Below are 11,698 nucleotides of genomic sequence, written 5' to 3'. Positions count from 1 at the left end.
TTAAATAGCCGTGACAGTCTGAACCATTGGGAGAGTGTATGTGCCAGCTGGCTGAGAAGCTGGAATAGCCTGAGTCAATCCAATGCCCGTAATATAGCCAGCCCAAACTTTATCTGCACTAGCTGAGGCTGTCATTAATCTAACTGGATTACTTCCACTAAACGCAGTCGCAGCGTTTTTTAATACGCCAGTACCCGAGCCAATTACTGGAGTGATTGTTCCCGCCGAAGGATTGACTGTTAATTGTCCAGTAGTAGCATTAGCATTATATTTATAAGTGTCAGATCCAGCAGAACGCCATTCACCAGACCCTGGCTGAAGAGCATTTAGAGTCAGAGTCCAGCCATTATTTGCGGCACCCGGATTTTCAACATAAATACGATTCTGATTATCTCCAAATGTTCCAGTTGAAGTCTGTTGCGAAAACGATACGGTTTTAGCTGCCATAGAAAATGTTGGATTATTAACCACGACATTACTTGAATTACGAATGTCAGTACTCAAGACTCCAGGATTAATTGTCTGAGAGAGTTTAGAGTTAGCGGTAGTTGCGGCATTAGCAACAGAGGAATTCGTCATATTGTACAATCCCAATAGACCAACTACACCTACGCTCGCAATGATTAATAATGCTAATTTCTTCATTTTTTCTCCTTACTTAATTGATTTAATTTATTATGCTAATAATTACTGTGGTTATTTTTTCATTCATCCCTCTTTTTCTGTTTTTTAACAATAAATAACATAATGAACGCCGCAACAATTACACCAATGCCAGCAGCCATAATCGTCCATAAATTAATTCCCGTATTAGCCAAAGCCTTACTTATCTCTTTAACAATCTTTGGAATAACAATAACATCTTCAATGGTTTTTTTCGGAGTCGTGAATGAAAAATCAGCAAACCGCACTACTTCCGGAGATGTCACATCAGCCTTCAGTTTAGTTGTAACGCGACCGTTATAAGTGTGTTCTGGAGCTGGCGGCATAAAATTATCACCTGGATGATTATTCTGCCAATTTGAAAAATCCAACACCCATATATTTCCGTTAACTTTAAGCTCGCTATCCCGCCCCAAAACAAAAGTCCGACCACCGAACTCAACCTTCAAATCGTGCTGACCTGTCGCGGGATTAGCTACCGTATGCACCGCATCATAAACGCCATACACCAGCAGATCTTTCCCATTTACCAAATCAAACTTAGAGAATTTTGGCGGAAAAATCGGACAAATTGACTCATTCATCTGACTACCTGTTTCCAGAGAATCGCGAGTACAGTCAGTAATCACTTGTGACAAATTAGAATTAGCCGACGAGTTCGCAAAAGCCGAATAAGGGCTGCCCAAAATAGCTAGTAGTGTTATGACAATGAATAATTTTTTTACTCTATTTTTCATACTCAACCCTATTGCGCTGTTACCGTTAATGTCATTGGCAATTCATAAGTTCCTGGTTTTTGATATGCTGGAATAGTCTGATTTAATCGAACATTCTGTAGTAAAAATGCGCACCCCAATTGACCAGTTGACCCGCTACTGCTCATCAATGTAACGCCGTTAGCCGTAGCAGTCCCTACCTTAAATTGAGAATCAACGCCCTTTGATATTCCTGATGTTTGGCAAGTTGACCCGCTCAATGAACTACCCGAAGCTAAGACAGATGATGTGCCAAAATTGACAGACAGAAATCCCTGATCGCCATTAGTGCCGTTGAACATATACGATTCTGTGCCGCCAGTTCGCTTCCACTTGGCGGTCGCGCCGTCAGATGCCGACAACACAACGCTCCACCCAGAACTGGTCTGTGTATTTGTCACTTCAATTTGTTTCGAGCTTGAGTTGGACAAGAAAGCGCTGGTAGCTACACTGCTATTACTCATAGTCGAGTTGTCAAACTTCGTACCGGTATCCGTAATTGTAGCGCCAGCATTATCCCTAAAACGAATGTCTAACGACCCAGGAGCAGTCTTAAATTCTGGATACATTGTGTAGTTATCAATACTAGATCCAGGAGCGGCAGTCGTATCGGTTGCTACGCGGACGCAATAACTTTCATTCCTGTCGAGTCCTTTATCAACAAGCGCCAAATCCCACACGCCCATTTCGCCAGCAGATATTTTTTGCGCATTCGTAAATGTTCCAGCCGCTCCGCTTTTTCTCACCAGGCTTTGAGGTCGAGAAGCGATAGCTCCTGCCGGTAATTCCGGATCAGATGAATTACTATTGATATTAGTGCCGTCAGCGGGACCGCTCACAGAATAAGCAAGTTTTGACGCTCCGGTCACGACTTGCCAATCTGAACTACTTACCGCCGAACAAGTTGCTGCGCTGCCCTTTTTTGCATATTCGACACGCAGCTTCATTGACGCAGATTCAATAGCTCCCCCTGGAGGCGCTATTAGCGTAGGGCTCGTGACAGGACTGTTGCTCGACTGACCATTTCCTACCTGACCCTTGTTATTATTACCCCAACAATACATCTCACCCGTACGTAAGGCGCATAAAAAGTCTTTACCTACATACATGGAAGTTTCACCAGAACTCGTAAATGAAACATTCACTTTTACAGGGGAGGGCAAAAATCCTGTAGCCACCCCACTACCCATTTGACCCTTAGAATTGTCACCCCAACAATAAATTTCGCCAGTATTTAATACCATACACGTAAATTCGCCGCCAGCGTAAACATTTTTAATAGTCTTTCCTCCAGAAAGGACATTACTGCCAAAAGGAACTCTTGAAGCAGTATTTCTATAGCCCATTGCCGTAACGCCCAACTGACCCTTGTCATTTTTTCCCCAGCAATACACTTCTTGACCGCCAGAAATAACAGCACAGGCATGTGAATCACCAGCAGATATTGACTCAACTTTTTTTCCATTAAAACCTTTGACTTCAGTAGGATACTGAGTTTTACCAGTAGCAAGTCCTACTCCAGTCCTTCCCGTAGCATTAGACCCCCAGCAAAATGCTTTGCCTTCAACCGTCGCAGCGCACGTGAATTTATCTCCTGCAACAACCTGTTTAACCGATTCCGTCCCAAAGTTACTCATATTAACCGCCGTTGGTGTGTTTGAGCCTAAGAATACGTCACGACCTAATTCTCCATTTATACCTCTACCCCAACAGTACAATTTTCTCTCCGAGTTAAGCGAGCAAGTATGTTCATTGCCCGCAGCAATTTGAGAAACGACTGTGGTCGCGGTCTCTATAACTGGATATGGAGCATTCCTCTGAACTATACCACTATTCCCTAGCCTTCCAGCTAAGCCATAGCCCCAACAATAATCTTTATTATCAGAAGCGATTACACAAGTATGATAATAACCAGTGGTAATCTGTTTGATAGTTTTCCCATTGAGAACATCTTGTGTATATACGGGCACTGGAGTCGTTGATGAGGTGGTTGAATTAGTACCAAGAACTCCATACTGACCATTACCCCAACAATAAACACTATCATCCGACATAATGGCGCAGTTATGCTCATACCCGCTTCCGTATTCAGCTAATTTTTTAAAATATGCACTCTTATTTTGAAGACCAACCCTCAGCCGAAAATCGGCGCCGACTTTTGGTAATGTGGCAACGGTGTTGGTATTTGCAAGCGGACTGCCTGGATTAATACTATTGGACGATTCGTACAATCGATAAGAAACTTGTTCCACTTCAACCTGCTTGCCACCACTAGGAATAGTTGCACGACTTTGCTGAGAACTCAAAAGCATAAATCCTAAGGCTGCGCTAACAACAATAAAACCGCCAAGAATAAAAAATCTCTTGGCTTTACGGTCTTTTATTATTGATAAAGTTCTATTATGTTCCATAGTGGTGGTATAAATTGAGCATAAATATACATCATAAATATACCATAAGCACTTTGCATAAAGCAAGCAAAACTAGAACAATTGGCTGCCGAATTTGGCGATTATCGCGACAATTACCGCAACAACCAGCGATACCACGACAAGCACATCATATCCACCACCAACGATCTTCTGCATATATCGACAAGGAATATTTTTCTGTAGAACATTATAGCGCGTCAAACCGAACATAATCATCAGCATTCCAAGATCTAAGGTCAAGCACCACGGACAAAGCACGCCAATTTCGACGTAGCTCATATAAAACATCCAAATAGCAAATATCATTCCGATGATAGCACCGACTTGCGCCGCCTGCATAAACCACTTTGGAAACTTCGCTCCCGCTAACAACGCTACTGCAATTGTTACCATAACAGGCAAAGTCATCACGCCGATGAAACTGTTTGGAAATCCTAAAATAGCCGCCGACCAATGATTCGCCACCGCCGAACAGCTCAGAGCCGAGCTAAAATCGCAGCTTAATACGGCATGAGAGTTTTTTGCTAGTTCTAAGGCTTCAATAGACAATACGAATGATGCCAACAACCCTAATCCACTACCGACAAGCATTACAAACGCCGCCAAATTTTGCTTTTTCAAATACTCGTGAAATAGCCAGTTTCTGATTTTACTAAACATAAAAACTCACTTCGCTAATTGTTGGTAGCGGCAAGCCACGCCAAAGGTTTTGCAATTGACCACTGTCACTCAGCGCGATAATTGTTGGATATTCTACAATGTCATACACTTCGCAAAAATTATTGCCTTCTGCAGAATCAGGACTCATTTCCTCTAAAACCTGACCAGTTTGTCGGCTAAAATCACGCAAAAAGTCTGAGACTTGGCGCGCATAATCGCTTTCCGAACGATAAATCACAACTACTCGCATTACAATTCCCGCTCGCCCTTACTGCGTCGCTTTGCTAAAATCTCTACAAAATCATCCAGCGTTTTAAACTCATAAAAAACACTGGCAAAACGAACGTACGCCACTTCGTTACGTTTTTCTAGCTCGTCCAAAACTTGATCGCCAATCTGTTTTGACGTAACTTCCGATTCGCCCAGCGCGTATAAAGAATCTTCAACCGCCGTAATGATATTATCGACTTCCTCGTCAGACTTAAAGAATTTTCCGACCGAACGACGCGTAGAATTCGCCAATTTCACTCGGTCAAACAGCTCACGATCGCCATTTTTCTTTATCACCGCTAGATTCGGTTTTTCAACTCGCTCATACGTAGTAAATCGCTTGCCATCTGGAGTTTCTCTGCGACGTCGAATTGCGGCACCATCAGAAACTTCGCGTGATTCAATAACGCGACTATTGCCGATATTAAATATCATTTTATCTACTCCTTGTTCTTCTTTCGTCGCCTCAGAAATGCCGGCGTATCATCCTCATCATCGTCAGCTTCAACGGTTGGATTTTCCCAAATATTAGTTTCTGGCTCAGCCGCAAAACTTTCGGCAGATTCTTCCTTATCCAACTCTAGGTCAATATTTTTAACCATTTCGTCATCAACTTCTGTTTCGGCAGATTTTGTATCGTCACCCACAGTCAAGCTAACTTCCTGCTGGCGGAATGTATCGCTATCAAATCCTGTCGCAATCACCGTAATGACCAGCTCGTCTTCCATTTCCGGCTTCAAAGTCGCACCAAAAATAATGTTGGCATTTGGACTAACAGCGCTAGTAATAATTTCTGCAGCCTCCTGAATTTCTGCCATACTCATGTCGTAGCCGCCAGTTACATTGAACAGAACACCCTTGGCGCCATCAATCGACACCTCAATTAGAGGGCTTTCAATAGCTTGTTGCGCCGCCTGAACCGCTCGATCATCGCCGCTCGCCCGCCCGATGCCCATCAAAGCTGAACCGGCATTGCTCATAATCGCCTTAACATCGGCAAAGTCAAGGTTAATCAAACCATGCTCAGTAATCAGTTCAGAAATACCTTGAACGCCCTGCCTCAAAACATCATCGGCAATTTTGAAAGTTTCCAACAGAGGCGTTCGGCGATCAATAGTTTGCAATAATCTGTCATTTGGAATTGTAATCAAGGTATCAACCTCGCGTCCCAAGTGAGAAATCGCCCAATCCGCGTTAACTCGGCGCTTTTCACCCTCAAAGCTAAACGGTCGAGTTGCCACGCCAACCACCAAAATACCAAGCTCGCGTGCCACTTCTGCTACAACATAACCAGCACCAGAACCAGTTCCGCCACCAGCACCAATTGTCACAAATACCATGTCTGCACCTTCTAAGGCTTCTCTAATTTCGTCACGGGATTCATTAGCTGCAGCCTCGCCAACAGTAGGGTCAGCGCCCGCACCCAAACCATTAGTTGCGTCACGACCAAGATGAATTTTTATGTCAGCCTTCGAATTGTGCAACGCCTGAGCGTCCGTATTCATAGCAATAAATTGGACGCCAGTCAGACCGGCATCTTTCATTCGGTTAATAGCTGAACCACCAGCACCGCCAACACCGACGACTTTTATGCTGGCAAATGTTTGAACTTCACTTGGTTGTATTTGCGGCATATATTCCCTCTCTTAATCCTTACATAAAGTATATCATTTATTTAAATCTAGCGAAAATATTTTTAAGTAAACCGCCAGCTTTTTTAGTGACATCATTTGCGCCAACTATCGGTTTTACCTGCTGCGAAATGCCCATAGAGTCAATCAACATCAGACCAACCGCAGCCGAAAATTCCGCACCTTTTACTTCATCGCTAACTCCGCTATAGCCAGCCGGAACACCCAAGCGTGCCGCCACACTCAATTGATCTTTCGTGAACTCCACCATACCCTTGACTTTCGCCGCACCGCCAACCAGCACAACGCCGCTCGGCAGTTTTCCTAGTCGCCCAGCTCGCTTCAATTCTTTAGCAATTGCTTCAAAAATCTCTTCATATCGCGCTTGGACAATCTCGTCAATTTCTTCTTGGTTAAATTTATATGTCTGCTTTTCAACCTTCGTTTCAACTTCGCCCAAAACGTCGCCGCCAAATCTCGCGTGCGCCAATTTCACAACTTCCGCGATTTCCGGATCTGTCCTAAGACCAATAGCCAAATCGTTCGTTACATTTTGACCGCCCATTGGAATGACCGCCAGGTGCTGCAAATCGCCCTCTTCGTAAATGGCAATTCCTGTAGTTGCCGCACCAAAATCAATCACCGCAACGCCATTTTCACGCTGACTTTCCGTAAGAACGGATTGAGCTGCTGCCAAAACCGACGGAACAACAGACACAGCCTCAACCTTAGCCATTTCCGCCGACTTCTGTAAATTAGTAATGTGCGGGACCAAGCCAGACACGACATTCGCCCTAATTTCCAGACGCGCACCAGTCATACCGATTGGATCTTTAATATTATCCTGACCATCCAGCCTATACGCGTGTGCAATAATATCTAAAATCTCTCTATTCTGTGGCACTTTTCCAGTTGTAGCAACTTCCTCCAGCCTCAATATATCATCATGAGTAACTTCATTATTAACAGTTCCAACGGTAATCATTCCGTCAGCCTTAGTACTTAATAAATGAGAGCCGTTAATGCTCAATGTGGCTGCGTTAATCTGATGACCGCTCATTCGCTCAGCTGGCTCCAGGGCCTTATCAATAGCCTCAGCTGGGCCACTTAAATTCGTTACGGTTCCCTTTCGCATTCCGCTATTCGGCGCTTCACCGACACCAACAATTTTTGGCGCACCATTCTCTGCATCAATATAACCAACGACACAGCGCACGTTTTTTGTGCCAATATCAATTCCTACCACATATCGAGATTGCTCCTGCATAAGCTCTATTATACAGGTTATGCCTATAATTTGGCAAGCGAATTAGCCTAAAGCTTCGTCAGAATTTCAGCGCCAGTTTCAGTAATCAATACCGTATGCTCAAAATGCGCACCCAGACTGCCGTCTTTCATACTAATTGTCCAGCCGTCGCTGTCGGTAATAATTTTCTCACCACCCAAGCTCGCCATCGGTTCAATTGCAATTGTGTCGCCAGCGTGCAGCATCGGACCAGTTCCTCGCCTGCCGTAATTCGGAATTTCTGGCTCCATATGCATACTCAGCCCCACACCATGACCAACCAATTCACGGATTATACCAAGTTTAGCCTTCTTCAACACAGCTTCCACCCCCGCTGAAATATCGCCAACTCGCGTTCCATCGCCAGTTATCGCGTCAATTCCAGCATATAAACTCTGTTCTGTTGCGTGCAATAAATGTTTCTTCGCACCCTTAGGCTCCTCATCAACAACCATAGTAAAGGCACTATCCGTTTTCATTCCACGATAGCCAATCACCAAATCGAAGCTGACCACGTCGCCCTTTTCAAAAACATATTCGGTCGGGAAAGAGTGCACCAATTGCTCGTTCGTCGATATACAAATAACACCTGGAAACTTCACTTCATCCGTAAGATAAGTCGCCTCTGCGCCAAAATCTTTAATTCGCTTGGCTACAAAATCATTAGCGTCCAGTTCGCTCATTCCAGCCGTTACAGATTTTTTCAATTCGTCATAAATTGTCGCAAGCATTTTGCCGCACTCGCGCATATCTTTCATCTGTTGCGGCGTTTTTTCTCCGGTGATCAATTGGCTCATTTTACGCCCTCAACGATGCCGCGGCTAACCAGTTCTCTCTCGATTTCATCATGAACTTGACCAACAGTTCCAACGCCGCTCATATGCACAATTGGAACACCATTGTCATTCAAATAATCCAGAATCGGGTAAATTTCACCTCGATAAATACTGAGTCGCTTGTCGATTGCTTCAGGAGTGTCGTCAACTCGACCGCGAACCCTCAAACGCTCCAGAATTTCATCGCGCGGAACTTCCAATACAATTACCAACTTCACATCTTTTCCATGATGCGAACGCGACTCAATTAGCCATTTAGCCTGCTCTAATTGCCTTGGATAGCCGTCCAAAATTACACCATTAATATCCTTAGCTTTATTAAGAGCCTCGCCCATCAAACCGTTGATAGTTTCCATCGGCACTAGTTCGCCAGATTGCATGCGATGAATCAATTCGCCATCGTGAGTATCGCGCAATAACTGTCCGGCACTAAGCCAACGCCAACCGTGTCGTGCCGCTAAAATCTGACCCTGCACACTCTTACCAGCACCCGCCGGCCCAAAAAATACAATCATTTTTTCCTCCTATTTCGTGAGTTTTTCTTTAACAATTTTTGCCACCAATGCGCCATCCGCAGCATTGCCAGCCTTACTTTTTACCGCGCCAATAACTTGTCCCATTTTCTGAATTGAGACATCGTCCATACCCGCAATAACTTCTTCTACAATCTTCGAGATTTCCGCCTCGCCAAGTTGCTCTGGCAAAAATTCTCGTAAAATTTCCGCTTCTTTTTCTTCAGGTTCCGCCAATTCCGCACGGTCATTCTTTCGATATAAATCCGCACTTTCGACGCGCTTTTTTACTTCTCGAGCAACGACTTTTTCAATTTCAGCATCATCCAAACCGTCTTCTCGCTTGCCCAAAGAAACTTCTTCGTTTAATATTGCTGCCTTTAGATTACGCAAAACATCACCACGAAAACGATCGCCGCTCAATAGAGCGGCTTTCATTTCACTAGTAATGCGCTCTTTTAGCGCAGACATTAACGCACCCCTAGGCGCATTTTTGCCGTTTTTTCAGCTCGTCGCTCGCGGCGAATAATAGCTTTTTTACGACGCTCGGTCTTTGAAATTGGTTTTTCAAAACGCATAACGCTCTTAGCGCGAGCCAAAACACCGCTTTGCAAAACCCTGCGGTTGAAACGACGAATGATATTTTCGTTCGCTTCCTTCTGATCTTTACGTGTTACTTGTACCATACTGCAAACATTATAACAGATAAGAAAGTATTTGCCAACTAGATTATCGCTTCACCCTCTCTGACGTGATATTTAATACCTCATCATCAGAAGTAAGCGTAATAGTATAAGTGATCGAATCAGCCCAATACCCAGTACAGTCAGATTTGTATTCTGTAACAGGGATCTTGACAGTATACGTACCATCATTATTTTTGGAAACTTCAACTCCGGCAAAGTCACAAGGAATATTTTCTAGCCAAGCCAAATCACCAGGAACTTCTCCATTCGCATCACCACCAGATAAAGACAATCGAACGCCATTATTTATCTCATCCATTCTGCCCTTTAGAGAATTTAAGCGACCAAAAGCCTCCTCTATTATCGCTACCGCCTCAGGATTAGACTTATTTCTTGACATCCATAATCTACGCGCCTGTTCTGGTCCTAAAGAACCCCAGCTAGAGGCTATATACAAACGTTTAGCTAGTCTATCATATTCACCCGCTGCGACATCATACTCTTCTTTAAGGTGAGCTAAGGCTTCGCCAGACAGCTCCTCCGCGCATGTAAAATTACCACCTTCGGGAAAATCAACCAGTAGCTTTAGCGCTACCTCCCCCAGGCTATGATGTGTATCTTTCTGATATATAATCTCCCCTCTGTCGCTATTAGAAAACTCCATATTACCAAACCTCCTAAAATCACCCTCTACTTAAAAAGTATTACTATACTATAATACACTACTCTACAAGTAATGAAACTATTACACCTAAGCCAAATGCAATAATCGCCCTGCAAGCTTTAGGCGGACAAGGCGAGATCTTTAGTATCAGCGCCATACACAATCGCTAACACAGTAGGGTCGTTCATGACATTGTGAGTGTGGTTGTTCAAAATTCCATATAGTCCGACTTCAGCACTTGTCGACTTAGGCTCACCATTCACAATACCGACAATGCGAGCCATGTCACGCATATTAGTCAAATGACTACCTTCGGGTACAAATATAATAATATTGTTTCGGACATTTGGTGCGGCTTTCAATAAATCTTCTAATAAGCCATCATTACTTAAGGCGAAAGGATCAGTAAGGAATTGCTGGCGCCAACCTTGTTTCGGCGGAGCAAACTCGACACTTGACTCTCCTAAGAGTTTACCAACCTCCTCAATAACTTTAGGATCTTCTCTCTGCAAGAACTTCAAGCCCAGTTCTTTTGCGCTTGGACTCAATGATTTCTTGCCGTAACGTATCAATTCCATGCCTTCTTTTCCTATGAAATTCCACCCCAAAGCAACAATCCCCATTTTACGCGATCCCACCGGATCAAATAGTCGTAGCTCATTAACCTTAGATTCCATGTGAGCAACTGACGACGTCGCAACACGACCACCCAAAGAATGCCCACCAACACTAACCTCGTCGAAATCTTTCGCGACATGGTCAATTACTGGACCAACATATTCCCCTAAGCTACCGTAGCTACCAGTCTTTCGTATCTCCTTACGAACAGACTCGGGCAGCATTCCAGAATTACCCACTCCTGGCATATTCATAACCATAATAGCCGCATCCGGATTCTCGCACGCCAGAACGGCAGCTTCTCGAATTGCGTTTGGATGACGGAAATTTCCTCCCCATCCATACAAAACAGCCTGAATCTTATTCGCATTTTCATTACCAAATATCGCAACTTCAAGCCCAACTCTACCTAGTCCACTAAATACACGAATATAGCGCGGATCTCTCAGTTGTTCAACAGTCTTATTCATATGGTTTGAATTGTAAGATTCCTCAGCCAAGCGACGCATATCTTCCTGTGTAGCAAGTTGTATAGTCTTTCCCTGTCTTAAGCCACTATCAATCTCGGCGACCTGTAGACCATTCTCAAAGCCATAATCTGTAGGTTTAGGTGACGGCGTCCAAAGTTTTTCTGAACTCATAAAAATATCGCTCCAAATAAATTTAAACTATTGGATTTATTATAC

General features: G+C 43.9%; 14 protein-coding genes. All 14 read right to left on the bottom strand.

All coding sequences use genetic code 11. The features are described from left to right. Positions 1-645 (bottom strand): hypothetical protein, encoded by a 645-nt coding sequence (locus tag LRM44_RS01530; protein ID WP_243804339.1) that lies wholly within the window; start codon positions 643-645, stop codon positions 1-3. A 59-nt stretch (positions 646-704) separates the two neighbouring features. Then, entirely contained in the window at positions 705-1,400 is a 696-nt protein-coding gene (locus tag LRM44_RS01525) for an LPXTG cell wall anchor domain-containing protein (protein WP_243804337.1), read from the bottom strand. 8 nt (positions 1,401-1,408) lie between these two features. After that, positions 1,409-3,829 (bottom strand): RCC1 domain-containing protein, encoded by a 2,421-nt coding sequence (locus LRM44_RS01520; protein WP_243804335.1) that lies wholly within the window; start codon positions 3,827-3,829, stop codon positions 1,409-1,411. A 72-nt stretch (positions 3,830-3,901) separates the two neighbouring features. Next, positions 3,902-4,510, bottom strand: coding sequence for a vitamin K epoxide reductase family protein (locus LRM44_RS01515; protein ID WP_243804333.1), 609 nt, complete (start codon positions 4,508-4,510; stop codon positions 3,902-3,904). Next, positions 4,503-4,760 carry a hypothetical protein gene (locus LRM44_RS01510; protein WP_232736358.1) on the bottom strand — a complete coding sequence of 86 codons (258 nt, stop codon included), beginning with the start codon at positions 4,758-4,760 and terminating at the stop codon, positions 4,503-4,505. The genes LRM44_RS01515 and LRM44_RS01510 overlap by 8 nt, the downstream gene beginning before the upstream one ends. Next, the gene (gene nrdR / locus LRM44_RS01505; RefSeq protein ID WP_243804331.1) at positions 4,760-5,215 is read right to left on the bottom strand and encodes a transcriptional regulator NrdR; all 456 of its coding nucleotides are present in this window, start codon (positions 5,213-5,215) and stop codon (positions 4,760-4,762) included. Before nrdR ends, LRM44_RS01510 begins: the two co-directional genes overlap by 1 nt. 5 nt (positions 5,216-5,220) lie before the next feature. Continuing rightward, a complete protein-coding gene (gene ftsZ, locus LRM44_RS01500) occupies positions 5,221-6,414 on the bottom strand; it encodes a cell division protein FtsZ (RefSeq protein ID WP_243804329.1) in 1,194 nt (397 codons plus the stop codon). A gap of 37 nt (positions 6,415-6,451) precedes the next feature. Continuing rightward, a complete protein-coding gene (gene ftsA, locus LRM44_RS01495) occupies positions 6,452-7,678 on the bottom strand; it encodes a cell division protein FtsA (RefSeq protein ID WP_165000189.1) in 1,227 nt (408 codons plus the stop codon). Between the two features lie 47 nt (positions 7,679-7,725). Further along, positions 7,726-8,493 carry a type I methionyl aminopeptidase gene (map, locus tag LRM44_RS01490; protein ID WP_129744655.1) on the bottom strand — a complete coding sequence of 256 codons (768 nt, stop codon included), beginning with the start codon at positions 8,491-8,493 and terminating at the stop codon, positions 7,726-7,728. Further along, positions 8,490-9,047, bottom strand: coding sequence for an adenylate kinase family protein (locus LRM44_RS01485; protein ID WP_129634944.1), 558 nt, complete (start codon positions 9,045-9,047; stop codon positions 8,490-8,492). Before LRM44_RS01485 ends, map begins: the two co-directional genes overlap by 4 nt. A 9-nt stretch (positions 9,048-9,056) precedes the next feature. Further along, positions 9,057-9,515, bottom strand: coding sequence for a GatB/YqeY domain-containing protein (locus LRM44_RS01480; RefSeq protein WP_146555181.1), 459 nt, complete (start codon positions 9,513-9,515; stop codon positions 9,057-9,059). Next, positions 9,515-9,730, bottom strand: coding sequence for a 30S ribosomal protein S21 (locus tag LRM44_RS01475; RefSeq protein WP_039326918.1), 216 nt, complete (start codon positions 9,728-9,730; stop codon positions 9,515-9,517). Before LRM44_RS01475 ends, LRM44_RS01480 begins: the two co-directional genes overlap by 1 nt. 43 nt (positions 9,731-9,773) lie before the next feature. Further along, entirely contained in the window at positions 9,774-10,394 is a 621-nt protein-coding gene (locus LRM44_RS01470; protein ID WP_243804327.1) for a hypothetical protein, read from the bottom strand. Positions 10,395-10,513: 119 nt separating this feature from the next. Further along, positions 10,514-11,653, bottom strand: a complete 1,140-nt coding sequence (locus LRM44_RS01465; protein WP_243804325.1) for an alpha/beta hydrolase family protein — start codon at positions 11,651-11,653, stop codon at positions 10,514-10,516. Positions 11,654-11,698 lie beyond the last annotated feature (45 nt).

The sequence above is a fragment of the Candidatus Nanosynbacter sp. HMT-352 genome (assembly GCF_022819385.1).
In the GTDB taxonomy this organism is placed as follows: Bacteria; Patescibacteriota; Saccharimonadia; order Saccharimonadales; family Saccharimonadaceae; genus Nanosynbacter.
Note: the sequence above shows the minus strand (reverse complement) of the source record. Positions and strands in the feature narration are given on the sequence as shown.

Coding starts and splice junctions, on each gene's coding strand:
- LRM44_RS01530 (WP_243804339.1), bottom strand. CDS start 645: ATGAAGAAATTAGCATTATTAATCATTGCGAGCGTAGGTGTAGTTGGT.
- LRM44_RS01525 (WP_243804337.1), bottom strand. CDS start 1,400: ATGAAAAATAGAGTAAAAAAATTATTCATTGTCATAACACTACTAGCT.
- LRM44_RS01520 (WP_243804335.1), bottom strand. CDS start 3,829: ATGGAACATAATAGAACTTTATCAATAATAAAAGACCGTAAAGCCAAG.
- LRM44_RS01515 (WP_243804333.1), bottom strand. CDS start 4,510: ATGTTTAGTAAAATCAGAAACTGGCTATTTCACGAGTATTTGAAAAAG.
- LRM44_RS01510 (WP_232736358.1), bottom strand. CDS start 4,760: ATGCGAGTAGTTGTGATTTATCGTTCGGAAAGCGATTATGCGCGCCAA.
- nrdR (WP_243804331.1), bottom strand. CDS start 5,215: ATGATATTTAATATCGGCAATAGTCGCGTTATTGAATCACGCGAAGTT.
- ftsZ (WP_243804329.1), bottom strand. CDS start 6,414: ATGCCGCAAATACAACCAAGTGAAGTTCAAACATTTGCCAGCATAAAA.
- ftsA (WP_165000189.1), bottom strand. CDS start 7,678: ATGCAGGAGCAATCTCGATATGTGGTAGGAATTGATATTGGCACAAAA.
- map (WP_129744655.1), bottom strand. CDS start 8,493: ATGAGCCAATTGATCACCGGAGAAAAAACGCCGCAACAGATGAAAGAT.
- LRM44_RS01485 (WP_129634944.1), bottom strand. CDS start 9,047: ATGATTGTATTTTTTGGGCCGGCGGGTGCTGGTAAGAGTGTGCAGGGT.
- LRM44_RS01480 (WP_146555181.1), bottom strand. CDS start 9,515: ATGTCTGCGCTAAAAGAGCGCATTACTAGTGAAATGAAAGCCGCTCTA.
- LRM44_RS01475 (WP_039326918.1), bottom strand. CDS start 9,730: ATGGTACAAGTAACACGTAAAGATCAGAAGGAAGCGAACGAAAATATC.
- LRM44_RS01470 (WP_243804327.1), bottom strand. CDS start 10,394: ATGGAGTTTTCTAATAGCGACAGAGGGGAGATTATATATCAGAAAGAT.
- LRM44_RS01465 (WP_243804325.1), bottom strand. CDS start 11,653: ATGAGTTCAGAAAAACTTTGGACGCCGTCACCTAAACCTACAGATTAT.